Below are 24,714 nucleotides of genomic sequence, written 5' to 3'. Positions count from 1 at the left end.
ATGCCAACGGCGCCTGGAGCTACACCGGCAACGGCGCCCACAACGAGCTCACCGCCGGCCAGCAGGTGCAGGACCAGTTCACGGTCGCCAGCCAGGATGGCACCGCCACCGGCTTCGTGACGGTGACCATCACCGGCAGCAACGACGCGGCTACGGTCTCTTCGGACTCGAAGTCCGTCAGCGAGGGCGACACCGCGACGGCACTGAACACCAGCGGTCAGCTCAGCATCGCCGACCCCGACACCGGCCAGGCCCATGTCGTGGCGCAGACCAACGCGCACGGCACCTATGGCGACTTCACCATCGATGCCAACGGCGTCTGGAGCTACACCGGCAACGGCGCGCACAATGAGCTCACCGCGGGCCAGCAGGTGAAGGACCAGTTCACGGTCGCCAGCCAGGATGGCACGGCCACCGGGACCGTGACGGTCACCATCACCGGCAGCAATGATGCGCCGGTCCTGAATGCCAACGGCGGTTCACTGTCGTATACCGAGGGTCAGGCGGCGACCGCGATCGATGCAGCGCTGATCGTGTCGGATGTTGACAGCACGAATCTGACCGGCGCGACGGTCTCGATTACAGGTAACTTCGCCTCCGGCCAGGATGTGCTCGGTTTTACCAATCAGAGCGGCATCACCGGCAGCTATAACGCCAGCACCGGGGTGCTGACCCTCACGGGTGCGTCGAGTGTGGCGAACTACCAGGCGGCTCTGCGCTCCGTGACTTACTCGAACTCGGGTGACAATCCGTCGGGCGCGACCCGCACCATCAGCTACCAGGTTGACGACGGCCAGACGGTCAGCCACGCCAGCAATATCGTGAGCTCGACAGTCGCGGTCATCCCGGTCAACGACGCGCCGGTGAATACGGTTCCGGGAGCACAGACGACAAACGTCAACACGACAAAGGCGATCAGTGGACTTAGCATCTTCGATGCCGACTCGGACGGCGCCAGCGAAACGATCACGTTGTCCGTAACCAACGGCACCTTGACCGTTTCAGGAGGTACCGCAGGGATCAGCGGCAGCGGAACGTCGACGGTGACGCTGACCGGAGCAGTCGGTGCCATCAATTCTACGCTGGCCTCGACGGTCAACTACGTTCCGACATCGAACTTTGCCGGAACGAGCACTCTGACCGTGACAACAAGCGACAATGGCCACACCGGAGCGGGTGGTGCATTGACCGATGTCGATACGGTGACAATTTCGGTCACGAGCCCCAGCCCTTTCGCTCTCACGACCGGCACCGACAGGGTCTTCTTTGTATCGGGCACCAATACCGTGACCGGCACGCAATCTCCCCAAACGCTGAACAACGGCGACCTGCTGACAGGGGGAAGCGGGACGGACACTCTCGTCGTCAGTGGTGGTGGTTTGGGGCCATTCACCATCGGAGATGGTACAGGAAGCATTGGCCTGACAAATTTCGAAACAATAAGTCTGAGTGACAGCAACAGCGGAAATCACACTGATACTTTGACATTCCTTTCGACATTCCAAAACGGAGGAACGCTCGCGATCGACGGATCTGGCATCACTGGTAACGGCGACTTGGTCGTGGATGCCAGCGCAGTCACGTCCGGATCGTTTGTCATCATGGGCAGTTCGGGAAACGGCGGTGATGATACCCTCAAGGGCGGTTCAGGTAACGACACGATCAACGGTGGCGCAGGCACTGGCGCGGACAGGATCGTGGGTGGTGGTGGCGCAGATGCGCTGACGGGCGGTGGTGGGAACGATACATTCGCCTATCTCGCCGTCACCGACGCCGGTGACCACATAACCGACTTCAGCACCTCAGGCGACAAGCTGGAATTCACGGTAACCGCCGGGCGATTCGTCATTGGTGATGTCGATACAAGTGTTGAAAACGTCAGAACGGGCAACAACGCTGCGATAAATCTCGCCAACACGGAGGTCGGCATTAAAACGGACGCATCCGTGACGACAGCAACAGTTCAATCAACGATCAACGGTTACTCGAATATCACGACTGGGGCCCTGTTCGTATTCCACAATTCGACAGTGGGCCACGCGCAGGTCTACTACGATCCCAATCCGAGCGTGGCGGGCGGCGCGATACTCGTTGCAGATTTGGACAATCTGACCACTCTGGCCAGCATAACCGGTACCTTCGGCGCAGCGGACTTCGCGTTTGGAACGGCGCTTGCTCCTGCGGGCGTATCGGGGCAGCCCATCAATCTGGGCCTGACCGACTCGCCGGCCAACGAGGGGCAACTCGCCACGGTCACTGTCGCCAGCATGCCCGACGGCTGGACACTCAATGGTGGGACGCTGCTCCCCGATGGCAAGTGGACGATCGAGACGGCCGACGTCAGCTCGCTCATGGTGACATCGCCAGTCAGTTTCGCCGGCGCTTTGCACCTTGACGTGACCGTGACTTGGATGCAGCCGGACGGCTCGGCTGTCATCGAGACATTCGCCGACAATGTTGAAGCTTTTGCAACGGGCTCCCCCATCATCGCCATTTCCGGCAATGACTATCTCACAGCGTCAGGTGGCAGCGATCTGCTTGTATTCTCACGGCCGATCGGCCACGACGTCATCTATAATTTCGACGTTGCGCATGATCAGATCGATCTGATCGGCTACGCCAGCTTCAAGACCTTCGCCGATGTCCAGACGCATCTGTCTACCGACGACGACGGTGATGCCGTCATTGCGCTGGCCGACGGTCAAACGATCACTTTGGATGGCGTCGATGCCGCCTCGCTCGCAGCGAACGACTTCGTGTTCGACTTTAAGCCCATGGTCGACAACGTCGCCACAATGACGATCGGCAACGGCGCAATGCTGCCGTTGTCCGGTAACATCCACAATACGGGCACGATCTCGTTGAACTCGACCGGCGCGGAGACTGACCTCCAACTTGTCGGGCACGGCATTTTGCTAGAAGGTGGCGGTCAGGTGCTGTTGTCCGACAATAGCGAGAATACTATCAGTGGAGCTGTTTCCGACGTCACGCTGACCAACATCGATAACACCATTTCGGGAGCCGGACAGCTTGGCGAGGGGACATTGAGCCTTGTCAACCAAGGTACAATCGACGCTACGGGCACCAACGCGCTCGAGATCGACACCGGTAGCAACATCATCGTCAATTCCGGAACGATTGCGGCCAGCGGCAGCGGCGGTCTGGTCATCGACAGTAACTTGGACAATTCGGGGCTGCTGTGGGCGCATGGAGCCAACATCACTCTCAATGGCATCGTTAGCGGCAGCGGCACCGCACTGATGGATGGCGTGGCTACGATCGAGTTCGGAGCGGCTTCATCTGCGCATGTTGCGTTTGATGCCGCGGCCACCGGGACAATCGTGCTCCATGACTCCTTCGACTTCAGCGGTGTCGTGTCCGGGTTTAACGAAGGTGACCACCTGGATCTGCTCGACGTCTCATTCGGGGACGGCACGACCACAAGTTATGTCGCAAATCAGGCCGGCACTGGCGGAATCCTTTCGGTGACTGACGGAGTTCATACCGCCAATATCAGCTTGCTGGGCCAGTACGATCCCGCGAGCTTCCAGACCGAGGCAGACAAGCACATGGGAACGCTGATCAGCTACCACGGGGATCTGGTCTGACGCGTTGCGAGGAGATGGCTAAAGGTGCCGACTGCAAGGTCGGTACCTGGTTCGCATGGAGATCCTGGCGCCTTGCTGACTGCCCTGATGCACCCCGCCGGTTCTGAGTGGCCGGCATCTCGTTGAGCCTGAGCGATTCTCGCTCCAGTTGCAATTTTCGCGCGTCGTGAATTTGCTCGATGCAGGCCAGCATCAATTAATATTATTATAGAGCTCCTCATCCGTAATAATCCGGTGACTCTTGCCGATTCCAGCCCGGTGCTCTGCCCGGGATGCGGTTGTTTTGTTAGCTATCGTATTTGTATTGCAACGTTTTTGTCGATTCTTGGATGGTCGCGCCGGGCTCGTTTTGTGATGGGTTATTCAAATCAGGCATTAATACATTAAATGTTGACGGTAATAAATATTTAATGAATAGTTTATCGCTGGCGGGGCCGGACATAAATCGGCAGCCGCTGAAGTTGCCGAGGTGTCTGCAAATCCATCTTTAAACAAGGGATTCCTGCTATGTTGCATCATTTCATCGAGACCAAGGAAGCGTTGAGGCGTCTGCGGACGGACCAGGACGGCGTGGTGTCATTCGAGTACATCATCGTCGCGGTTTGCATCGTTGGCGCAGTGGGTGCCGTGTTCGGCGGTGGAGCTGGTGGCCAAATCGGGGCCGCCCTGACCACAGGGATCACCGCTATCACCACAGCCTTCGCCACCGCCATCGCTGGCTGAAACGGCGATTTGACGCCAGAGGGGGGCATCGAAATGTGTCCCCCCTCTCGAATGTTCTTTCTGCATTCCTAGTGTGCCTTCCCACCTCTTCGAGGCATGCATTTTCATGAGCTCGGTTTCATACATCGCCTCAATACTGGAAATCCTGTTGTTGCTCTACGTCGCAACGATCGATGTCGCGACGCGCCTGATCCGAAATGAAATGTGTCTCGCGCTGGCGGCGCTCGGGATCGCCAGTCAATTGCCCAATCCAATGCAAATTTCTGAGTCGCTGATATCGGCCGCGATCCTCTTTCTGCTGCTGTTCGTCCTCTACACCCGCGGAGGAATTGGCGGCGGCGATGTCAAATTGCTGACTGCTCTGGCGATCGGGTTTCCACTGGCCGGCCAGATTCAGCTCCTGACCATAACTGCGCTGGCCGGCGGCGTTCTTGCCCTGGTGCATCTGATGATGCGCCACCTGCCTCATCCCAAACTGGCGCCCGCCAGATCGTCACTCCCGCGCCGGGTCTACGCGATCGAACGCTGGCGCCATTTGCGACACGCCCCGCTGCCCTACGGGGTTGCAATAGCCTGCGGGGGTATTTGGACGATTTTGAGCAAAGGATTGTGAGATGTCATCCGCCTTGCGTCTGTCGATCATCATGGTGCTTCTGCTGGCAACCACTGCGTTCGGGCTGATCGCCTATAACATGAACCTGCCGAAGGCGGAGCCTCCGGCGCCCGTGCAGGTCACCGAGGCGGCGCCGGCACCAGCAATGGCGCCAGCCCCAACCGCGGGGTACTTTGTAGCGGCACATCCATTGCCGAAGGGCACATTGGTCCGCGAGGAGGATTTCAAGGTTCAGTCGGTGCCGCCGGAGCGCGTTCCACAAGGGGCCATCCTGGAAACGCCCGAGTCCAGGGCCGGGCTTCCCGGCTCGCTAATCCGCAAGTTCGTCGAAGCGGGCAGTCCTGTCACGTTGCAGGACATCCTGCGCCCGCGGGATCGGGGTTTCCTCGCAAGTGTGCTCGCACCGGACAGCCGTGCGATCAGCATCAAGGTTGACGAGGAGTCGGGCGTCTCGTGGCTCATCAGGCCCGGCGATCATGTCGATGTCGTGCTGACCCAGGTCTTCGAGAAGGCCGATCCAGTGAAGCGCGCCCTGAGCGAAACCATTTTGCGCAATGTTCGGGTCATCGCCATTGACCAGGAAATCGTGCAGGGCGCGCGACCCATCGGCGGCATGCCAGGGAAGCAAACGCAAACCGTGTCGCTTGAGCTTGCGCAGGAGCAGGTCAAGAGGGTCACGGTTGCAAAGCAGCTCGGAACGCTGTCGCTAGCCGTGCGCGCGGCGGTCGATCAGTGGGACCAGGCGGACACTGGCGCGACGTCGAGTTGCGATGTGTCGCCGGAACTTGCCCGGCAGAATGCTATCGCGGCTCAGAGAACGGCAGTGGTCGTTCATTCGGGCCGCGAGGTCAAGCAATACACAGTCAGGAGAGAGGACGAAGGCGCGTTCGTCAGCTGCGACGGAGCGCCCGAGGTTATCCAAAAGACCGCAACGGCTATGGATTACACAAACAGGCTGTCGGAGAAACGTTGATGAACATCGCCATAGCTACTCCGCCCGAAGAAGCGACATCGATCGTTGCACGTAACCGCATCGTTTGCTTCGTGAATGATGAGATCAGCGCGGCGGCTCTGCGCAAGGGGCTCGAAGGCGCCAACCTCTCGATCAGGCGCGGCACGATCCGCAATGCGATACGGATGCTGGAATCCGACACAGACCTGTGCGCGCTGGTAACGGACATCAGCGGCATCGATGATCCCTTCACTGAACTGGAGAGGCTGGCCGGCGTCTGTCCGCCCGATGTCCGCGTAGCTGTGATTGGCGAGAACAGGGAGATCACCTTCTACCGTGAGCTTCTGGAGCTCGGCCTGGCCGAGTATCTGCCGCGGCCGCTCACGCGCGATTTGGTGCTGGACCAGTTGCGCCCCAAGCTGCTGGGTGATGTTGCCCCCAACCAGATCGATCGCGGCGGTCACGTCGTTTCGATCTGTGGGGCGCAGGGCGGGGCCGGCGCCACAAGTATCGCGATCAATCTGGCACTGCAGCTCGCCGAAACCACCAAGGCCAAGGTCGCGCTGCTCGACCTTCATCTGCAGGGCGGCGAAGCCGCCGTGATGCTGGGTGTCCGTCCCGGGGCGGGGCTGCGCATCGCCCTGGAGAATCCGATGAGGGCGGACACACTGTTCCTCGAGCGCGCGGCAATCGAAGTCAACGAGCGGGTCTGTCTGGTCTCGGCCGATGAGGATCTCGATGCGCAGCTCGAAATCACGGAAGCCGGCGTACGACACGTGCTGGGCCTGCTCCGTCAACGATTCAACTACATCGTCGTCGATGTGCCCGTGCCGTTTCCCCCGTCGATCTATCCGGTGATTAAGCTTTCCCGTCACGTGATGGTGCTACTCGAAGCCGAGGTGACCGGGCTTCGCAATGCCCACGCGCTGCGCACCGCCGTCGTCAACATAGCCGGCAAAGATCGGGTCTTTACCTTGCTCAACCGGGCCGGTCGTCCCGGTGGACTCCCCAGGGAGGCAGTTGTCAAGGCGATGGGCGCAGAGCCGGACATCGTCGTTCCCGATCTCGGCAAGGGGATGACCGAGGCGCTCAATCTCGGAATTCCCGCTCTGAAGCACGTCAGGAAATTGCGACGTCACCTGGCACCGATTGTACGGGAGATCAGCGGTGTCGGCGCCGAGCGGAAGAGCTGGTGGAGGAGGGTGCTCACAGCACATCTGCGATGAAAATATTTGGAAGACGTGAGGAAGAGGCGTCCGTTCTTGTAGCTGCATTGGGGGCTGAGCTGCCTGGTCCCGCGGCAGGTTCGCTTCCGTCGATGCCCAACCTTGCTGTATCCGCGCCAAGCGCGCCTCCACCTGTGTCAAACCGGCCCGCATCCGCGTCCAGGCGCGACGACCCCTCGATCCACCACCCGATAATACCGGAGTCTTTGCGTGAACGGGTCATCGAGCAGATCGAGCCAGCGGTGGCGGCAACCGTTTCGCGCGAAGTTCTTCGGCGGCAGATCGAGGAAATCATCCATCAAATTGCCAACCAGGAGCGGCTCGAGCTGTCGGGGCGCGAGCAGCTTCAGCTCGCGGACGAGATTGCCGACGACATGACCGGATACGGCCCGCTCCGTCCGCTGCTGCTCGATCAATCGATCAGCGATATCATGGTGAACGGTCCCAGCAACGTCTACGTGGAGCGGAGCGGCAGGCTGGAACGAATTGCGGTGCGATTCCGCGACAATGATCATATCGCCTCCGTCGCTCAGAAGATTGCCGCGCAGGTTGGCCGGCGCGTCGACGAATCCAGCCCGATGGTGGACTGCCGCCTGCTGGATGGCAGCCGCGTCAACATCATTCTCCCGCCGCTGGCGATCCATAGTCCGTGCATCTCCATCCGGAAATTTCCAAGCCACCGTTTGGATATCGCCGGATTGATCGAAAATGGCTCAATGACCGCGGCCATCGGAAAACTGCTGGAGATCGCCGCCCGGTCTCGGCTCAATGTTCTGGTCTCCGGCGGTACCGGGTCCGGCAAGACGACGCTCCTGAACGCGATGAGTCAATTCATCGATCACAGCGAACGCATCGTAACGATCGAGGATGCGGCAGAGTTGCAGCTTCAGCAGCCGCACGTGATCAGCCTGGAGACCCGGCCTCCCAGTCTGGAGGGCACAGGGCAGGTGACGCAACGCGATCTGCTGGTGAACGCCCTGCGCATGCGTCCCGACCGGATCGTCGTTGGCGAAGTTCGCAGCGCGGAAGCCTTCGACATGCTCCAGGCGATGAACACCGGCCACGACGGTTCGATCTCCACGGTCCATGCGAATAGTACCCGGGACGCCCTGACCCGCATCGAAAACATGGTGCAGATGGGACAAGTCAATCTGCCGTCGCGGGCCATTCGTGCTCAGATCGTCGCTGCACTCGATCTCATTGTGCAGGTCGAACGCATGCGGGACGGGCAACGTCGCATCGTTCAGATCAGCGAGGTGATCGGCCTCGAAGGGGACGTGATCACCACCAATGACATCGCAGCCTTCGAATACAAGGAGGAGGATGAGCAGGGTCGTCTATCGGGCACCTACAGGTGCAACCTTGCAACTCCGAAATTCAAGAGCCGTCTTGTCTATTACGGGCTGGATGGAGCGTGGGCCGAGGCAATGAGGCAAATATGATGCCGGAGTCTGTAATCGCATCGTTTCTGGTGCTCGCGATCTGCGCAGCAGCCATTTCGCTGTGGCTCGACGCTCGGGAGCGACGCATAAATCGCCGGCTGGCGGTTGCTCTGCCAGCTTCCCATCCAGTCAACCTACCATCCATTCGCCGCTTGGAGGCCGGGTCTTCGTCACGGTTGCTCCATCGCGTGGCCAATTACAATCGCGAGATACCTTACACCTGGCATCCAGCCTATGTGTTGCTTGCCGGTGCCATCGCAGCAGCAGCAATCCTTTACACCAATCTCCTGCTGGGATTCTCAATTCTTTACGTGTCCGTCGCGGCGGCCATTGCCGCCATAGTTGTCGTGCGAGGCCTCTTCGGATGGCAGCAACGTCGCTTCACCAGGCAACTTTTTCGACAGCTGCCTGATGCGATCCAACTCGTGACAAGCACCGTTCGATCGGGGCTGCCTGTGCACGAAGCTTTTCGCGCCCTCGCGCGCGACATGCCGCAACCAACGGCTGGGCAGTTTGCCATCGTATGCAGCGAGGTGAATCTTGGAAGACCTCCCGAGGACGCCGTCCAAAGTGTCTATCGGCGAACTCAAGTGGCGGAATATGCGATGTTCGCGGTGACCCTTGCGGTTCAGTTGAAGTCGGGTGGCAGCCTTGCGGAGACCTTACAGAACCTGGGAGATACCGTGAGGCAACGCGTTGCACTGGCCGCGCGGGCCAAGGCGCTGGCGGGAGAGGTGATCTTTTCCTCGCGGGCGCTGACGATCTCGCCCTTGCTTGGAGGCGGGGCGCTATACGCAGCCAATCCGCAAACGGTCGATCTGTTGTTCACTGATCCGGTTGGAAACAAGCTGCTGGCCTACGCAGTGGTCTCGGTGCTTGTCGGGGCCTTGGTTATAAGTTGGATGGTCAGACGGGAAACGGCACTATGACGCTTGGTCTTGGTCTGGTGGCCCTCGCATTCGCAGCCGGTGCTGCGAGCTGCGTGTTGATCATCCGCGAAATGCACATTCGCGCTTTGGACGTGCGGGTCTCGAACGCTGTGATGGGCGTTGCCGGACGGTCGGCGCCGTTCCAAGACATGACCGGTTGGTTCTCGTCGCTCGGCATGCGGTACCGCCGCTTCTACGCGGAGGAAAATCTGGATCAGCTACGAGCGATTCTTCAATCAGCCGGTTTCAATCATCGTCGAGCCCTGCCGACCTGGATCGGTGTCAAGGCCGTCAGCATGTTCTTGTGCCCCATCATCGCCGGAGGGGTCGCTGAGCTCCTGGGGAAGCCGTTGCTGGACGTGCTGGTCTTCACGCTGATCGGCATGGCGGTCGGAATCGTGGGACCGCGGTTGATACTGGGGATGCTGAAGCGGCGGTTTGATGCGGCCATTCGTCTGGGCACGCCGGATATGATCGATCTGCTGGTTGTGTGCAGCGAAGCGGGAATGGGCCTGGAGAGCGGGCTGGCACGGGTAGCGCAGGAAATGAGCGAGACCAATCCGTCCATGGCAGGGGTGTTGAGGAATCTTCTTGATGATCTCCGGATATTGCCCAGCCGCAGCGAGGCATTCGAGAAGCTGGGAGCTACGTCGGATGGGCTGCGCCGCTTCGGGACCATGCTCGCTCAAAGTCTGCAATACGGGACGCCGGTCGGCCAGGCGCTGCGGAGCATCGCCGTCGACCTCCGGCGAGAACGTATTACCAAGCTCGAAGAAAGAGCACACAAGCTGGGCGCCAAGCTGACCATTCCCATGGTCCTGTTCCTGCTCCCAGCCATGTTCGTGATTTTGGGAGGAAGTCCCATTCTGCATCTCGTACGTTCATTTGCCAGCTTCGGTAAATAGCCATGAGCACCGTTGCCCTGTCGAAAGCCTCTTCCTACGATCGGACGATGCAGCTGTTCGGCGGCATGTGGTTCATGTTGCTGGCTCTTGGCGTCGCCATCAAGATTGGCTCATCGGCCGGTGATCCTTGGCCGTCGCTTCTGTCGAGTTTCTGTCTCGCTGTCTTTTACGTACTGCTGGCGCTGTTGACCATCACACGGCCGCCGGCAAAGGCGCAGGCGGAAGGTCTTCTCCCGAGAATAGCGGCGTTCGTCGGCACTTACATGCCATGGACGATCGCGCTCTTCGGCAAGACCGACCAGGCGCTACCAAACCTGGCATCCACCGCTTGCGTATTGATCGGCATGATCATGATGCTGGTCACCATCAGGCATCTTGGCAGGTCATTCAGCTTGGTGCCGCAGGCGCGTAACGTGGTGCAAACGGGTCCGTATCGGTGGATCAAGCACCCGCTCTACCTCGCGGAAGAAATCGCGGTGTTGGGTGTGGTGCTGAAAAACCCGTCGCTGCTGACAGCCATCCTGCTCGTCCTGCATATCGGCGTCCAGATCTGCCGAATTCATTACGAAGAGGACCTGCTTCGGCGCAACTGCCCTGAATATTCGAGCTACGAGGCCTCGCGCTGGCGGGTGATCCCTTACGTTTGGTGAGTGTTGTTGATCCGGTCCATGACCGGAGCGGTGAGTATCGGTCGAGGTGGGCTCATGAGCCACAGCAAATCTCTCTTCGTCGATCAACGCGGTGCAGTCGCGCTCGAGACATTGATCGTTTATCCTGTCCTGGTGGCGTTCCTGCTGATGTCGCTCGCCGAGCTGGCCATCGCGGGCTTGCAGTTTAGCTCGGCCTGGTCGGCGCTCCGTGGCTTCGGGCAATATCTGCAATACTATAATCCGCTCGGCCCGGACGGCACTCTGAACTGGAGGCCGGGGCTACAGACAACAGTGGCCGGTTATCCGATCAGCAACATCCAGGTGATATGCGGAGACGCGCGTGTTGCCTGCTCGTCGAGCAATATCGCTACTCCGAAGTATTTTACATTCACGACAACCGTCACTTTGACCCCAATTGTGTGGCGAGCAGTGTTGTGTAGCCCGTCTTGTACGTACACGCTGCGCTACTCAGAACGGTTCCAATAGGTGTTTCCATGCGTGACCTGCTCCATTCACGGCGAGGCTCGGTCGCATTCGCAACGGTCATCGCGCTCGTGCCGCTCATCGGAGTGGTCGCACTCGGGGCCGAGGCCGGATCGTGGTACGTCACCCACAAGAACGCACAGAACGCCGCGGATGCGGCGGCCTATTCGGGCGCATTGCGACTTTCATGCACGATCGCCGGTGCGACCTGCGATACGCAATCGGTGGATTATCGCGCAAGGGAATTCGCGGCGCAGAATGCGTTTTGCAACTCAAATCCAAAGGACAGCACGCTCTATCCTGACAGCAAGTGTGTGGCGACCCTTCCGAGCGGAATCTCGCGGGTCGTGCAAATCGATGTCGGCGATTATTTCGGCGACTCCAATGCGGGCACGTTCACAACCCCACCCAAGGGCACGGGTAACGCGGTTCGCGCCATAGTCAAGCAGCAACAGCCGGCCTCCTTGGCAGCAGTCCTGGGTTTCAAAACCGTCACCATCCCCGCCCAAGCCATTGCCTTGGTTCAGAACCCGACAAAGCTATGTGCACTGGCACTTGGGCCTGACACAGGCGCACTCAAGCTTGGTGGTCACCTCAGCAACAACGGAACGGGCTGCGGGATGATGTCGGACACCACTGTTCAGTTTGCCAGCACACCAACTTTCACGGGGTCGGGATGGGCGGTTTACGGTGCAAGTGGCTGTACCCCTTCAAGCACCTGTAGCAATCCTGGCGTGCCGCACAACTATTTTATGCCATACGCAACCAATCCGCTCAGCAAGCTGAACAGTGAGGCGTTCAACAGCAGGACCGGCAGTTCCAATCCGGAAACAAAAATCACATGTCCCACCTCGCCAGCGCCGCCCGCCGGCACCAAGACTTGTTATACGACGTCCCCGAATGCTCCCCCTGCCACCGGGGCGTACGGAAACCTGTCGGTGACGACCGGAGACTGGTTAGATTTCGCTCCAGGCACGTACGTCTTTTATAACGCGACAATAAAGATCAATGGGGGAGCAGTCACCTGCAACGCCTGCACAAAGTGGCCGCCTGCTGGCACGGGTCTTGGCGTAACCTTCGTATTGCTCGGGGATTCTAGTCTTTCCATCAGCGGCGGCACGGTCACGCTCTCTGCTCCCGTCACCAACACTTTCTCATCTGATCTCAACGGCGTTCTGATCGATGATCAGGCGCCGACGAAGTCCAAAAATGCTGTCACGATCAATGGCGGTGGTGCCGTCGCATTAGGGGGGGCGGCCTACTTCCCGAATGTCGACGTGACCTGGAACGGAGGAACTCAAAGTGCAAACACGACGTGTTCAGAGGTGATCGCCAAAACACTCACCATGAGCGGCGGCGGCTTCCTGAGCACCCAAGGATGTGGTCCGGTCGCTTACACCCAAGTTATCGCTTTGGTGCTGTGATGAGAAAGCTCGACAATCGTGGTGTCGCGGCGTTCGAATTTGTCCTCATCTTCACAGCGTTTTTCACATTGATATTCGCCATCTTCGATCTCGGACGCTATGCGATCACCCTGCAGTCCTTGCGGACGCTCGCGAGCGCGGGCGCCCGGGCAACGATGATCAGGTGCTACACACCTGACGTGACCAACAACACGTCACCCTCCGGCTGTATCGATATCAATACCTACCTGCCTGTCGCACAGAGGCAGAATATTGCGCCTTTCCTGTATTTCGGCGGCCTTACGCCGACAATGACCGCTGGATCCAGCCCCACCAATCTGACCATTACAGCTTCTCAAACAGCCTTTAAAATGCTGATGCCGATATGGGGCACAAAATTGAATGCGCCGAGCGCGTCCACGCAAATTCCCTTTTAGCTCTCCCGAGCATCAGCCCATGAGGCACCCCGAGGGAACCGGCGATGATGCCGAGCACGGGCTCAGCTCAACTCGGCTTGAATATGGCAGTATATCTTACGTGTTTTTGCCCGCGATTCGTCGCAGCGCGCCGGCGCGTGCGAGGGCACTTCCATGCGTCGAGCCCTCAAGATTCGACAACGGAAGAAGAGAAAATGATGCTTGCTGGCAACATTGCAAAGTTTTCTTTGCTGTTTGAGGTTGTGCGATCAGGGTCTCTTCTTGCAAGGAGGCTATATGAGGGAGGATGATCTTGGAAGCACGTAGTAACGAATTGTAGTGGGACAAACTGTAAGCTCTGCGACGTGGTGCGCGGAGGAGAATTGCTGGGGCATCGAGCACGCAGGTTTGCGGGGATGCTGCGGATTGCTGGTGGGGGGCTCGAATGGGTGGTGATCGCGTTTCGGGTAGGACTGTAGGGAGGCTTCTCGCCTTCGGCGCGATGGGTCTTGGTGCGGCGCTCGCCTCCTTTGCGTCTGCGGACCGCGCGACGGCTGCAGACCGGCGGGGATCCTCCGGCGGCGTCTTCGTCAGCGAAATGAACGACGTCCAGCGGGTCAAGGTGGTCGTCAACAAGTCACGCACCTTCAAGGTCGATACGGCTTTCGCGACCATCGTGGCCGGCTCGCCTGACATCGTGGACGTGAAGTCGCTCAGCGATCACCTCATTTACGTGCAGGGCAAGCAGACCGGTACGACAAACGTCATACTATTTGACTCCTCGATGAAGCAGATCGGGATCCTCGACGTCGAGGTCGTGATCGATACCGGAAATCTACAGCAGAACATCCGGACCAGCACCGGTGGCCAAGGTATTCGCGTGTCGGCCTCCGAGGGGCAGGTGGTGCTTAGCGGCACCGCGGTGGACGCGGTTACCGCCGAGCGGGCCATGGCGATCGCCACCAGCACGGTTGGCAAAGGGGGGACAATCGTCAACGCGATGAGCGTAGCGGCACCGCAGCAGGTGATGCTTGAGGTGCGCTTTCTCGAGGCGGACCGCAACGCCGGTCGCGAGCTCGGCATGAACTTGTATGCCGCCAATGCCAATGGCACCAACGTTGGCAATACCGGGCTTGGTCGCGTGACCGCCGCCGGTCGATCCCCGATTGGTGGCATTAATACGAGCACTGGCCCCCTCGGTGCTGGCGGCAGTGCTGTTGGTGCTCCGCCGACGGGGAGCCTCCCGCTGCTCGGAACGGCAGGATCGCTCCTAAACACCGCCGCGAATGTTGTAGCTCCTCAACCGTTCGGAAGTTTGTTGACCAGCGTCATCCGCACCAGCAATGGTGGCTCGGTGGACCTGTTGATCTCTGCGCTGGAAACCAAAGGATTGGTTCGCCGGTTGGCGGAGCCCAATTTGATCGCCCTTTCAGGCGACGCAGCGCGATTCCTGGCGGGCGGTGAATTTCCGGTGCCGATTGCCTCGACTGCGGTTGCCGGCGCTTTGCCGACCGTGACCATCGAATTCAAGAAGTTCGGTGTTGAGCTTAGTTTCGTTCCCACAGTCCTGTCACGCGGCGTGATCAATCTGCGCGTTGAACCGTCCGTCAGTGAGCTAGATTTCACGAATGCGGTGCAAATTGCCGGCACCACCATTCCCGCGCTGAGCCGTCGCGACGCAAGGACTACGGTCGAGCTACGCGATGGCCAGAGCTTTGCCATTGCCGGCCTGCTCCAGACCCGTAATCGCCAGGATGTTTCGCAATTGCCATGGATCGGCTCGGTTCCGGTGATTGGAACCCTCTTCAGCAGCAAGTCGTACCAACAGGAGGAAACCGATCTGGTGATCATCGTGACCCCGCGCCTGGTCGCACCGGCGGCGCCCGGTCAGCAATTGGCATCGCCGCTTGATTCCCGCCTGCCGGCGAACGATGTCGACTTCTTCCTCAACGGCCAGATGGAAGTTCGCAAGCGTTACAATGACTACGTCAATTCGGGTGGCGAAGTGAAGGGTCCGTACGGGCACATCATCGCTCCTGAAGTCAGGGCGCCCGTTGCGGCTCCGGCCGCTGCTGTCGATCAGCCGGTCGTGAAAACCCTCAACTAGAGGACGCGCGAGATGACGATCAGGTATCTGGCTCTGTTCGCGCCCTTCCTCCTTGGGGGGTGCTACGGTCTCGCTGGTCATGATGAGGTGGACCGCTATTTTCAGCGATCCGACACCATCACGATGAGCGCCGGCGATGCCAAGCAGGTGAATGCCGTCACCCACACCATCCACCCCTGGCCGCGATACGTCGGCGATCGCCGGATCGCATACGATGCGCGACGTGTGGGCGCCGCCGTGACGCGCTATGGCAACACGAAACAGCCTGTGGATCAGCTTCCCGACAACGGCGATCCGACGAAACAGATGGGCGTGCGGACTGCTCCAACCCAGAACATCAGCGTGGAAGGATTGGGAGCGGGAACTTCGTCGGGAATCTCAGTGCCGGTCGGCGGGCCAGCGGCAGGGAGCAGGTAGTGGTTTTTTGGCAAGTGAGTTGAGCAACGGGTATTTGCGCTTGGTGCAGTGAATGCGCTGAACCGGCCGGGGGACAAGGGTTTATGCGACGTGCCATTCTACTGCTGACCTGTTGCTGGCTGGCGCCAGGCCTTGCGGCATGTGACTATACCACGCGGGAAGCCGCCATCGTGGCTCCCGTCGATCCGCCGGGCGGGGACCCCGTGCAGGAGCCGACCGACGTCAAGTACTATCCGTCGGACGAGCCTGTGCGGCTGGGCCTGGAGCATTACAATCGCGGCAGTTACGGACTCTCACAGCGCTATTTCAAGGATGCCGTCGAGAAATCACCCAAGGACGTCACGGCCTGGATCGGGCTCGCAGCGAGCTATGACAAGCTGCGTCGTTTCGACCTGGCCGATCAGGCCTATGCTCAGGCGATCCGGCTGGGAGGCGAGACGGTTCAGATCCTGAATGACCAGGGATACTCGTACATGCTGCGCGGCAATCTGAGTGCGGCGCGCCGAAAGTTCGAGAAGGCTTATTCGCTCGATCCAGGCAACCCGGTCATCGCCAATAACCTCGAGCTTCTCAACGGCAGCCGGCGCTTCATCGAAAGGCCGCCAAACAATCAGCCTTAAGGGGGCGATCGGCTCCTGCGATCGCGGCCAGTTCTCGTCAATTTGGCCCAATCACAGCGTCAGCTCGACGGCTGCCGCTGCGGACGATGACAACAACGCCGTTGCGAACGGTAAATCGCGCGCCGAGCAGTTTCCGCACCTTGTCCGTGATCGGAGAGGAAAAGGGAACGGTTTCTCCCACGACGGGATCGCCGACCTTTATCGTCTCTGTTGCGGGGCCAGCAACCGGTGCGGGCTTGATATGGTCCCGGACAAGCTGAATCTCTTCACGTGACAGGATGAGCGGGGCCTGGTCAGGTTGGGTCTCCAACGGCGGCTTGGGTGTTCCACTGCTTGCCTTTTCGCGTATCTCATTGGTGCTTGCGATCTGATCGAGCCTGGCGACGCGGAGCTTGAGCGCGATGATGTCACGTTGCAGTGTTGCGATCTCCAATTTGTGCGCGTTGACCTGCATGAAGACAATGATCGCGCAGACGCAACTCACGACGAAGCCGACGCTCAGCAGTGCGATCAACCACCGCTCCAGGTTTCCCATCGACCCTCCGGTCGTCCGGGGGAGTTGATCGCGCTGGAGATGGCGTCGCCAGATGCGAGCTGCTCGGTCGATCCAATTGGTAGAGCCCGTGACGCCGGTCGCCGCCTGGCCCGACCCAAAATGCGCGGGCCACGAGGCGGCTTCTTCTCGGGCCGCGTCAACGAACGAGGCCGCGTCGACTTGCTCACCTGGGTTCTCAGGGTCGCGATCCGCCGCCGTCAGATGACCGGCAGGGTGGAAGGGATCCATCTGCTTATCGAGCCTGCCCATCTCCGCTCTCATGCAGCCATCCGTCGACTTCAGCAGTTCCGCCGACGCGGCCAGAACAGGGTACCCGAGGATCCGATCAATCGGAACGGAAAAGGCTCCAAGCCGCCGCGTGAACTTGCTCTAAGGGCAGCTCCAAGAGATAGGGCACCAACTAGAAGCCGGGTCGGTTAGTCACGGCTTTCGGTCTTGCCGCCGAACACCGCGCCCCACTCCCGCTCGATCAGATGTGCCGCGCTCGCCGTCAGGCCCGCCAGCGGCGCGATCTTCCTTTGAGGCCATGGCCTGCTGGCTCGCCTGCATAACGCGCGGACTCCGAAAGGCAATTTCGACCGACTGAATGCCTCGGCGCGGCTTCTTCTCCAGCATCTGCTTCCTTCGACCGGTTCAGGGAATCGAGATTGACAGGAATGAAGCCGGGGAGCATCATACAACAATAAAGTATATATTCAACTATATTGAATATCTGGAGAGGAGGAAAAAGAGATGCCCCTTGGTGCCATCAGCAGCGTCTACACGGTCGTCAATGACATGGATCGCATGCAGGCCTTCTACGCCGAGGCGCTGGAGCTGCCGCTGTCGTTTCGTGATCGCGACAGATGGTGCCAGTTCAAGGCCGGGCCGCTTGCGTTCGCACTGAGTTCGGCAGCCGAGGCGGCGAATGAAGCGCGCGGCAGCGTGATCGTGTTCGACGCGGCCGACCTTGCGTCCGTTACAGCAAGGATCGAGCGGCTCGGCGGCCGGCATCTGGCAAGCCGCGACATGGGCGCGCACGGCAGCGTCGCAACCTTCGCCGACCCCGAAGGCAATCTGTTTCAGCTTCACGTTCGGCCCGGCCCCTCGGCCTGACGCGGCCTGCGCACATCAATCAACGAGGAGATCAATCATGAAATTCGGCGTCTTCGACCAGAATGACCGTTCCGGCCTTCCGCTGGCGGAGCAGTACGAGAACCGGCTTCAGCTCGCCGAGCTCTACGATCGTCTCGGCTTCCATTGCTTCCACATGAGCGAGCATCATGGCACGCCGCTGAGCACGACGCCGTCGCCCAGCGTGTGGATGGCCGCGCTGTCGCAGCGCACAGAGAGGCTGAGGCTATGTCCGCTCGTCTATCTGCTGCCGACCTACAATCCGGCGCGCCTCTACGAAGAGATCTGCATGCTCGATCATCTGAGCGGCGGCCGGTTCGAGTTCGGAATCGGGCGCGGCGCCTCACCGCACGAGCTCGACGCACTCGGGATCGACTCGGCGAAGGCGGCGAAGATGTATGCGGAGGCCTTTGAGACGATCCAGCGCTGCTTTGCGCAGGATTTCGTCACGACGACGGGCGAGTTCTGGAGCCTGAACGGCTATACGGTGGAAATGAAGCCGCTGCAGCGGCCGCGTCCGCCGATGTGGTACGCGGTCGGCTCGCCCGATTCCGTGGTCTGGCCGGCGCGCAACGGCGTGAACGTGGTCTGCGGCGGCCAGGTCTCGCGCGTGCGTGCGATTTCGGATCGCTATCGCGAGGAAATGGCCACGGCCGGCTCGCAAGACAGCTCGCCGCTCATCGGCGTCAATCGCTACATCATCGTCGGCGAGACCGACCGTGAGGCCCATGAGCTCGGTCGGAAGGCCTGGCCGACATTCTACGAGAATTTCATCAAGCTCTGGCGCAAGCACGGCACGCAGCCCGTGAATGCGAAGCTGCCGCCCGCGTTCGACCAACTCGTCGAATCCGGCCATGCGATTGCCGGCTCGGCCCGCACGGTGACGCAAATCCTGTCCGACCAGGTCGCGTCGGGTGGGCTGAACTATGTGATCGGAAGCTTCATGCTCGGGACCATGCCGCACGCCGAAGCCGCGGCCTCGATCCGCCGCTTCGCCGAGAATGTCGTGCCGGCGGTGGAATCGGCCGAAGCAGTTGCCGCGTAAACGCAAAAGAACGGATGAACGCTGAGGAGGTGGAAATGCCCGATGCTCCTTTGTTCGACAGCCGCGACCTCAGGCGTGTGCTCGGAAGCTTCGTCACGGGCGTGACTGTTGTCACGACCGTGGATGACGCCGGCCAATTCCAAGGCGTGACGGCCAATTCGTTCAGCTCGGTGTCGCTCGATCCGCCGCTGGTGCTCTGGAGCCAGGCCGTGAAGAGCGGCAGTCATCCGGCCTTCTTTGAGGCCGAGCGCTTTGCCGTGAATATCCTGGCTGAGGACCAGATCGAGCTGTCGAAGCGGTTTGCGAAATCCTCGCATGCGAAGTTCGCCGGCATCGAGGTCGATCTCGGCGCCGGCGGCGTGCCGCTGCTTCGCGATTGCAGCGCCCGGCTGCAATGTCGGGTCGTGTCCCGGGTGCCGGGCGGCGACCACACGATCTATGTCGGCGAGGTCGTTGCGATCGATCAAGCCGAGCGGAAGCCGCTCGTCTTCGGCAATGGCAGGTATCTGCTGGCGGATCCGCATGATCTGGCCGACAGCACGCTGTCGTCCGATCGCAGGCAGGTCCAGCTCTCGGCGATGCGGCTTGGCATGCGGGCGATCGAGCGTCTGGTCAGACGGTTCGACGAGACCATGGCGCTCGCCGTCTGGGGCGCCCACGGTCCGACCATCACCCACTGGGAGCCGGCATCCGCTCCGGTGAGCGAAGCGCTTCCCGTGGGGTTGATCCTCCCGGTGACATCGACCGCGACTGGTCTGGCCTTCGCTGCGTACCTTCCTCCCGAAGCAATTGTTGAGACGGCCTTGCCGGGTCAGGACGTGGCGACTGCGGAGGGCAATTGGAACGAACGCCTCGCGGAGGTGCGCCGCCAGGGAGTCGCTAGGCAAGGACTGGCGACCTTCTATCGCAGCGAGACTGTCATCAACGCCCTCAGCGCGCCCGTGCTCGATGCGGATGGCCGCGCGGTGCTGGCGCTGACCGCGGTGGGTGAGGCGGGTCGATTCCGCGCCGACCTCGACGGCGCGTTCGCCCGCGCCTTGCGCGACACGGCGAAGGACCTGTCGCACCGGCTTGGCTATGAAGCTGAGCATTCTCGCGAGCCCGCCAGACGGCTCGATCTCGCGGTCGGAGCTTGAGCGATGGCTGATTTGTCTCCGTCCGATGCCGAGCTGCTTACACAGGATTTGCCGGCCCTCGCCCGGGTCGATGTTACGTCATCGATCTATTCCGGGCAGCGGGGCCAGATCGAATATCGCGCCGCCGGAGACCCGAACAATCCTGCGGTCCTGATGCTTCACGGGCTGGGCTCCAGTTCGGCAGGATACCGCGGCCAGTTCGCCGGGCTATCGCGAGATTTCCACGTGATCGCCTGGAACGCCCCCGGCTTCGGTGGAAGCTCACCAATCCCGGGGCAGGACGCAAAGATCGACGACTACGCGAGCGCAGTGGAAGGTTTGCTGCGTGCGCTCGGCGTGCGCCGGCTTGCAGCGCTGGTCGGCAGCTCCTGGGGGAGCATCGTGGCGACGGCTTTCGCCAGACGATATCCCGCGCTGGTTGGGAGCCTTGTTCTTTCGGCACCCAACGTCGCCAGAGGTCATCTCGCCGGCGAGACGCGTACCGCCGAGCTCAACGCCTGGCTTCGTACGGCGGACGTCAGCATGCCGGTGTCGCGTGCGGCCATCGCGGACAGGTTGCTGACCCCGGATACACCGCCACTGGTCCGGCAGCACGTTGAGCGCCTGCGCGACGCAATGACGACCGAGGGCTGGCGACAGGCGATCCGGTCAACGTTCACCGTTTACACGCCCGACATCATCTCGGAGGTGAGCTGCCCGATCGCCATCCTCTCCGGCACGCGCGATCAGGTCGCGCCGCAGCAGGATCACGCCGAACGGCTCCTCGCCGCCGCGCCTCGGGCGACATCGTATCCATTCGAGGATTGCGGTCACATTCTCAAGCTTGAAGCTCCCTCGAAATTCAACGCGGTCGTTCGCGAGATGGCCGCTCAAGCGAAGTGAAACGGGCGCAATGACGTCAGGGAGAAGGAAACGCATGGAAACCGAACAAGAAGTCGAGCGGCCGCAACTCGGTGATTGGTGGTTGGTTGGCGTCCTGTGTCTCGTGAATGCTGTTGCGTTCATCGATCGCGCAGCACTGCCGCTCTTGGTGCAGCCGATCAAGCGCGACCTGCAGATTTCAGACACGCTGATGAGCTTCCTGATCGGAGCGGCCTTCATCATCACCTACGCGGTCGGCGGATGGTTCGTCGGCATGCTGGTCGATCGTTTCCCGCGTCGACGGGTCCTGGCCATGGGCATGACCGTGTGGGGCATCTCGACGATGCTATGCGGCTCCGTCACCACCTATGCAGGCCTCTTTCTTGGCCGCTGCGGCGTTGGAGCAGGTGAAGCCACCTGCGGACCTTCGAGCATGTCGCTGGTCAGAGACGCCTTCCATCCCCGGTTTCGCGGGCGGGCCGTCGCGATCTGGGCCATGGGCGCGAGCATCGGCGGCGGGCTGGCGCTATTGGGCGGCGGCGCAATTCTTCACTTCGTGGGGGAGAGCGGGAGCTACGTTCTACCCCTGCTGGGGATCACCGTTCGCTCATGGCAGCTCGTGCTGATCATGTGCGGCGCGATTGCGCTACCGGTCGCCTTGCTCGTCTACACGTTCAAGGAGCCGGCGAGGCGGTCCGTCGGAACGGGTCAACCCATCGCGCTCAGGGACGCTTTCGAAGCCGTTCGCGATCGCTGGCTCGTCTTCGTCCCGCTGTTTCTGGGGAATGCCGCAACGATCATGTTGTCGGTCGCGTACTCGTCCTGGATACCGGCCTTTCTCGGGCGCGTGTGGAAGATTCCGGCCGGCGAGATCGGACTGACCTATGGTCTCATCGTCCTGTTTCTCAGCACAGCCAGCCAGTTCATCGCCGGCTTTCTCGTCGATGCCGTCTATCGCCGGTTCGGATTGCCGGCGATCCCGGCCCTGGGTGTGGGGATCTCGGCGCTGATCTTCCTTCCGGCAGTCCTTGTTCCGCTCGCGGGGTCCATCGTTGCGGTCTGGATGCTGCTCGCCGTCTTCAATCTTCTGGCCGCGAGCCTGTTCACCATCGGCACATCGACGATCGTGCATCTGTCGCCGGGAGCTGCGATCGGCAAGATCACGGCGGTTCATTTCGCCTGGGTCGGCATTACGGGAACGGCAATCGCGCCAACGCTGGTCGCCGTTGTTGCCGCGCAATTCTTCCAGGGCACTCTCGGCTCGGCTCTCTCCACCGTCGGCGGCGCGCTGGCGGCGATCGGCGGGCTCTGTCTCCTTGTCGTGCACTGGCAGTTGCGACCTGGCCATTCGGTTCCGTCGCTCGCGCGTGAGGCGGCTTAAGCGAATCCGCGTCGTGGTCGCATCAAGCTTGGTGCTATCCGGCCTGCTTGTCGCGCGGATGGCACTGAGGGCGCCGACGGCAAGGTCTCAACGCTCAGAAAGAAAGTTCGCGATTAGCACCTGCAGTCGCGTACCATCAAACAGACCGTTCATCGTGGGTTGCGCCTGCTGTGGTCCGCCGCCGACTTTTTTTGGCCGTGTTGCGCTCCGGCAGAGGGGCAGCCGTCCGGCTTTGCAAGTCGGGCTGATAACCCAGTCGGATCGATAGAAGTTCGGCATGGGTCATCACGGCGCGTGCGAGCTCGGGCACCCGTTCAGGCGTGACGCGGCGCGTCGGGCCACTCACACTGATCGCCGCGAAGACGCGGCCGGTGCTGTTGCGGATAGGGGCGCCCACGCACCGCAACTCCGGTTCGTGCTCGCAGTCGTCAATCGAATATCCGCGTGTCCTGATCGCGGCCAGTTCGGTCTTCAAGCGCTTCGGCTCGACGATGGTGTTCGGCGTGAAGCGGGCGAGGCCGGCGCGGATGACGCGCTCGATCACCGCTTCGCTCTGGAAGGCGAGCGCCGCCTTGCCGACGCCGGTCGAGTGACAGGGCGAGGCTTCCATCGTGATGACGGTGTTGTGGGGCCGCGCGAATTGATTGCGGCGGTTGACGAAGACCATCTGCGCACCATCGAAGATGCAGAGATGCACGTCCTCACCGCTCAGTTTGGCGAGCGTATCGACGAAGGGCGGTGCCTCGCGATAAAGCGGCAGGTTCGTGAGCGCGCTGCCGCCAAGCTCGAACAGTTTTATGCCGAGGCGGTAGCGATCGCGGCTCGCGTCCTGTTCCAGGAACCCGACGCTGCGCAGGCTGTCGACGATGCGATGAACGGTGGTGCGGGGCAGGCTGGTGCGGCGGGCGATTTCGACCACGCTGAGTTCGGGATCCGTGGAGGAAAATGCCTCCAAGACCTCCAGCATCTTGAAGAGCGACTTCACGCTCTGTCGACTGCTGTCGACGCTCGTCATGTCGGACCTTTCGGGCGGCGCCACGATGCAACATCCAGGATGCGGACCATATCCGACCTAGACGGAATCGGGCGCGGCGGCAATGCGGCCGCGCCCATTCTCGCATGCTTACTCGGCCGCAACGAGCCTCACGCCGCCTTCGACCTCCATCAACGGCTTGAGCGCCGCCGCGATTGCCTCCTTCTGCCGAGTGGTCGGCGCCGGCATTGGCTGCCGCGGCAGGCCGCTCGGCGAGCCCTGGAGGGTGAGGGCATGCTTCACGCAAGCCGGCAGATTGTCGCCGACGATGGTGTTCCAGAACCGCAGCAGGCGCTTGTGGATCTCAAGCGCGGTGGCGTGGTCGCCACGCTGGACCGCGTTCCACAGGGCGACGCAGGCGCCGGGCACGGCGGCCGGATTGGCCGCGATCGTCCCGTGCGCACCGAGGACGAAGGACGGGTAGAGCAGCGCATCGACCGCGGTCAGCACTGCCTTGCCCGCGGGCACGTCGAGCAGCAGGTCGGCCATCAGCTTGAGATCGCCGGCGCTCTGCTTGACGCCGATCACGCCGGGCAGCTCGTTCATGATGCGCAGGAGCAGCGCGGGGCTCAGATAGTTCCAGGGCACCACGTTGTAGATGATGACCGGCTGCTTGACCGACTCCGACAGCGTCTTGAAGTGTCCAACGGTCGCATCCTCGTCCGGCTTGAAGAGATAGTGCACCGGCGTGATCTGGAGCGCGGCGACGTTGACGTGCTCGATGGCGCGGGCGCGGGCGATGGCCTCGCGGGTCGAGTTTGCGATGATGCCGGCGATGAGCGGGATCTTGCCGTTCAGCTCCTCTGCGCAGGCCTCGATCAGGCGGCGGAATTCGTCGGCGGTGAGCGTGTGACCCTCGCCGGTGCTGCCGCCGACACAGACGCCATGCACACCCTTGTCGAGCAGGAACTTCACCTGACGGCGAAACGCCTTCTCGTCGATATCGCCGTTCTGGTCGAAGGGTGTGGTGAGGGGCGGAATGATCCCGGTGATCTTTGCTGGCATCTCTTCTTCCTCCATTTTTGTCCGGAATGTGAACAATTGCCTACGACAAAATACCGTGTCGCGTCAAGGCTGGCGGCCCTCATTGGCTCA

General features: G+C 61.1%; 23 protein-coding genes. 20 read left to right on the top strand and 3 right to left on the bottom strand.

The features are described from left to right. From HYH07_RS03825 to HYH07_RS03755, 15 genes are all read left to right on the top strand, one after another. Nucleotides 1-3,608: VCBS domain-containing protein (locus tag HYH07_RS03825; protein WP_220001200.1), on the top strand; the 3,608-nt coding region annotated here is incomplete at its 5' end. Nucleotides 3,609-4,115: 507 nt separating this feature from the next. Beyond that, nucleotides 4,116-4,331, top strand: coding sequence for a hypothetical protein (locus HYH07_RS03820; RefSeq protein WP_220001199.1), 216 nt, complete (start codon nt 4,116-4,118; stop codon nt 4,329-4,331). A gap of 106 nt (nt 4,332-4,437) precedes the next feature. Next, nucleotides 4,438-4,944, top strand: a complete 507-nt coding sequence (locus tag HYH07_RS03815; RefSeq protein WP_220001198.1) for a prepilin peptidase — start codon at nt 4,438-4,440, stop codon at nt 4,942-4,944. A 1-nt stretch (nt 4,945) separates the two neighbouring features. Beyond that, nucleotides 4,946-5,917: a Flp pilus assembly protein CpaB gene (cpaB, locus tag HYH07_RS03810; RefSeq protein ID WP_220001197.1), complete on the top strand. Its 972-nt coding sequence runs from the start codon at nt 4,946-4,948 to the stop codon at nt 5,915-5,917. Then, a complete protein-coding gene (locus tag HYH07_RS03805; RefSeq protein WP_220001196.1) occupies nt 5,917-7,122 on the top strand; it encodes a pilus assembly protein CpaE in 1,206 nt (401 codons plus the stop codon). Before cpaB ends, HYH07_RS03805 begins: the two co-directional genes overlap by 1 nt. Continuing rightward, nucleotides 7,119-8,564 (top strand): CpaF family protein, encoded by a 1,446-nt coding sequence (locus HYH07_RS03800; RefSeq protein ID WP_409363877.1) that lies wholly within the window; start codon nt 7,119-7,121, stop codon nt 8,562-8,564. The genes HYH07_RS03805 and HYH07_RS03800 overlap by 4 nt, the downstream gene beginning before the upstream one ends. Then, the gene (locus HYH07_RS03795; RefSeq protein ID WP_220001195.1) at nt 8,561-9,493 is read left to right on the top strand and encodes a type II secretion system F family protein; all 933 of its coding nucleotides are present in this window, start codon (nt 8,561-8,563) and stop codon (nt 9,491-9,493) included. Before HYH07_RS03800 ends, HYH07_RS03795 begins: the two co-directional genes overlap by 4 nt. Then, entirely contained in the window at nt 9,490-10,398 is a 909-nt protein-coding gene (locus HYH07_RS03790) for a type II secretion system F family protein (protein WP_220001194.1), read from the top strand. The genes HYH07_RS03795 and HYH07_RS03790 overlap by 4 nt, the downstream gene beginning before the upstream one ends. Before the next feature lie 2 nt (nt 10,399-10,400). Continuing rightward, nucleotides 10,401-11,048: an isoprenylcysteine carboxylmethyltransferase family protein gene (locus tag HYH07_RS03785; RefSeq protein WP_220001193.1), complete on the top strand. Its 648-nt coding sequence runs from the start codon at nt 10,401-10,403 to the stop codon at nt 11,046-11,048. 54 nt (nt 11,049-11,102) lie between these two features. Continuing rightward, entirely contained in the window at nt 11,103-11,534 is a 432-nt protein-coding gene (locus HYH07_RS03780) for a hypothetical protein (protein ID WP_228749195.1), read from the top strand. Between the two features lie 8 nt (nt 11,535-11,542). Next, nucleotides 11,543-12,955 (top strand): pilus assembly protein TadG-related protein, encoded by a 1,413-nt coding sequence (locus HYH07_RS03775; protein ID WP_220001191.1) that lies wholly within the window; start codon nt 11,543-11,545, stop codon nt 12,953-12,955. After that, nucleotides 12,952-13,371, top strand: a complete 420-nt coding sequence (locus HYH07_RS03770; RefSeq protein WP_220001224.1) for a TadE family protein — start codon at nt 12,952-12,954, stop codon at nt 13,369-13,371. The genes HYH07_RS03775 and HYH07_RS03770 overlap by 4 nt, the downstream gene beginning before the upstream one ends. Before the next feature lie 424 nt (nt 13,372-13,795). Beyond that, a complete protein-coding gene (locus HYH07_RS03765) occupies nt 13,796-15,457 on the top strand; it encodes a type II and III secretion system protein family protein (RefSeq protein ID WP_220001190.1) in 1,662 nt (553 codons plus the stop codon). A gap of 12 nt (nt 15,458-15,469) precedes the next feature. Further along, a complete protein-coding gene (locus HYH07_RS03760; protein WP_220001189.1) occupies nt 15,470-15,874 on the top strand; it encodes a hypothetical protein in 405 nt (134 codons plus the stop codon). An 83-nt stretch (nt 15,875-15,957) separates the two neighbouring features. Further along, on the top strand, nt 15,958-16,494 hold the full coding sequence (locus HYH07_RS03755; protein ID WP_220001188.1) for a tetratricopeptide repeat protein: 537 nt from the start codon (nt 15,958-15,960) through the stop codon (nt 16,492-16,494). A gap of 37 nt (nt 16,495-16,531) precedes the next feature. Here HYH07_RS03755 and HYH07_RS03750 read toward each other — a convergent pair whose 3' ends face one another. Further along, nucleotides 16,532-17,299: a hypothetical protein gene (locus HYH07_RS03750; RefSeq protein WP_220001187.1), complete on the bottom strand. Its 768-nt coding sequence runs from the start codon at nt 17,297-17,299 to the stop codon at nt 16,532-16,534. Between the two features lie 483 nt (nt 17,300-17,782). On the opposite strand from HYH07_RS03750, the gene HYH07_RS03745 reads away from it, so the two are divergent. From HYH07_RS03745 to HYH07_RS03725, 5 genes are read left to right on the top strand one after another with little or no spacing between them, the layout of a single operon-like run. Then, nucleotides 17,783-18,145: a VOC family protein gene (locus HYH07_RS03745; RefSeq protein ID WP_220001186.1), complete on the top strand. Its 363-nt coding sequence runs from the start codon at nt 17,783-17,785 to the stop codon at nt 18,143-18,145. A gap of 37 nt (nt 18,146-18,182) precedes the next feature. Further along, nucleotides 18,183-19,208, top strand: coding sequence for an LLM class flavin-dependent oxidoreductase (locus HYH07_RS03740; protein WP_220001185.1), 1,026 nt, complete (start codon nt 18,183-18,185; stop codon nt 19,206-19,208). A 35-nt stretch (nt 19,209-19,243) separates the two neighbouring features. Next, the gene (locus tag HYH07_RS03735) at nt 19,244-20,344 is read left to right on the top strand and encodes a flavin reductase (protein WP_220001184.1); all 1,101 of its coding nucleotides are present in this window, start codon (nt 19,244-19,246) and stop codon (nt 20,342-20,344) included. Nucleotides 20,345-20,347: 3 nt separating this feature from the next. Further along, nucleotides 20,348-21,226 carry an alpha/beta fold hydrolase gene (locus tag HYH07_RS03730; protein ID WP_220001183.1) on the top strand — a complete coding sequence of 293 codons (879 nt, stop codon included), beginning with the start codon at nt 20,348-20,350 and terminating at the stop codon, nt 21,224-21,226. Between the two features lie 34 nt (nt 21,227-21,260). Next, on the top strand, nt 21,261-22,586 hold the full coding sequence (locus tag HYH07_RS03725; RefSeq protein WP_220001182.1) for an MFS transporter: 1,326 nt from the start codon (nt 21,261-21,263) through the stop codon (nt 22,584-22,586). A gap of 136 nt (nt 22,587-22,722) precedes the next feature. Here the strand turns inward: HYH07_RS03725 and HYH07_RS03720 are convergent, their stop codons facing one another. Further along, the gene (locus HYH07_RS03720; RefSeq protein ID WP_220001181.1) at nt 22,723-23,601 is read right to left on the bottom strand and encodes an IclR family transcriptional regulator; all 879 of its coding nucleotides are present in this window, start codon (nt 23,599-23,601) and stop codon (nt 22,723-22,725) included. 108 nt (nt 23,602-23,709) lie between these two features. Further along, nucleotides 23,710-24,624, bottom strand: coding sequence for a dihydrodipicolinate synthase family protein (locus HYH07_RS03715; protein ID WP_220001180.1), 915 nt, complete (start codon nt 24,622-24,624; stop codon nt 23,710-23,712). Nucleotides 24,625-24,714: the final 90 nt, after the last annotated feature.

The sequence above is a fragment of the Bradyrhizobium sp. BR 10261 genome (assembly GCF_019455395.1).
In the GTDB taxonomy this organism is placed as follows: Bacteria; Pseudomonadota; Alphaproteobacteria; order Rhizobiales; family Xanthobacteraceae; genus Bradyrhizobium; species Bradyrhizobium manausense.
Note: the sequence above shows the minus strand (reverse complement) of the source record. Positions and strands in the feature narration are given on the sequence as shown.

Excerpts from the sequence above, each read along its gene's own strand:
- HYH07_RS03720 (WP_220001181.1), bottom strand. The coding sequence starts at position 23,601 with ATGACGAGCGTCGACAGCAGTCGACAGAGCGTGAAGTCGCTCTTCAAG.
- HYH07_RS03820 (WP_220001199.1), top strand. The coding sequence starts at position 4,116 with ATGTTGCATCATTTCATCGAGACCAAGGAAGCGTTGAGGCGTCTGCGG.
- HYH07_RS03750 (WP_220001187.1), bottom strand. The coding sequence starts at position 17,299 with ATGGGCAGGCTCGATAAGCAGATGGATCCCTTCCACCCTGCCGGTCAT.
- HYH07_RS03780 (WP_228749195.1), top strand. The coding sequence starts at position 11,103 with ATGAGCCACAGCAAATCTCTCTTCGTCGATCAACGCGGTGCAGTCGCG.
- HYH07_RS03735 (WP_220001184.1), top strand. The coding sequence starts at position 19,244 with ATGCCCGATGCTCCTTTGTTCGACAGCCGCGACCTCAGGCGTGTGCTC.
- HYH07_RS03740 (WP_220001185.1), top strand. The coding sequence starts at position 18,183 with ATGAAATTCGGCGTCTTCGACCAGAATGACCGTTCCGGCCTTCCGCTG.
- HYH07_RS03745 (WP_220001186.1), top strand. The coding sequence starts at position 17,783 with ATGCCCCTTGGTGCCATCAGCAGCGTCTACACGGTCGTCAATGACATG.
- HYH07_RS03765 (WP_220001190.1), top strand. The coding sequence starts at position 13,796 with ATGGGTGGTGATCGCGTTTCGGGTAGGACTGTAGGGAGGCTTCTCGCC.
- HYH07_RS03775 (WP_220001191.1), top strand. The coding sequence starts at position 11,543 with ATGCGTGACCTGCTCCATTCACGGCGAGGCTCGGTCGCATTCGCAACG.
- HYH07_RS03815 (WP_220001198.1), top strand. The coding sequence starts at position 4,438 with ATGAGCTCGGTTTCATACATCGCCTCAATACTGGAAATCCTGTTGTTG.
- cpaB (WP_220001197.1), top strand. The coding sequence starts at position 4,946 with ATGTCATCCGCCTTGCGTCTGTCGATCATCATGGTGCTTCTGCTGGCA.
- HYH07_RS03805 (WP_220001196.1), top strand. The coding sequence starts at position 5,917 with ATGAACATCGCCATAGCTACTCCGCCCGAAGAAGCGACATCGATCGTT.
- HYH07_RS03800 (WP_409363877.1), top strand. The coding sequence starts at position 7,119 with ATGAAAATATTTGGAAGACGTGAGGAAGAGGCGTCCGTTCTTGTAGCT.
- HYH07_RS03785 (WP_220001193.1), top strand. The coding sequence starts at position 10,401 with ATGAGCACCGTTGCCCTGTCGAAAGCCTCTTCCTACGATCGGACGATG.
- HYH07_RS03760 (WP_220001189.1), top strand. The coding sequence starts at position 15,470 with ATGACGATCAGGTATCTGGCTCTGTTCGCGCCCTTCCTCCTTGGGGGG.
- HYH07_RS03730 (WP_220001183.1), top strand. The coding sequence starts at position 20,348 with ATGGCTGATTTGTCTCCGTCCGATGCCGAGCTGCTTACACAGGATTTG.
- HYH07_RS03715 (WP_220001180.1), bottom strand. The coding sequence starts at position 24,624 with ATGCCAGCAAAGATCACCGGGATCATTCCGCCCCTCACCACACCCTTC.
- HYH07_RS03725 (WP_220001182.1), top strand. The coding sequence starts at position 21,261 with ATGGAAACCGAACAAGAAGTCGAGCGGCCGCAACTCGGTGATTGGTGG.
- HYH07_RS03795 (WP_220001195.1), top strand. The coding sequence starts at position 8,561 with ATGATGCCGGAGTCTGTAATCGCATCGTTTCTGGTGCTCGCGATCTGC.
- HYH07_RS03790 (WP_220001194.1), top strand. The coding sequence starts at position 9,490 with ATGACGCTTGGTCTTGGTCTGGTGGCCCTCGCATTCGCAGCCGGTGCT.
- HYH07_RS03755 (WP_220001188.1), top strand. The coding sequence starts at position 15,958 with ATGCGACGTGCCATTCTACTGCTGACCTGTTGCTGGCTGGCGCCAGGC.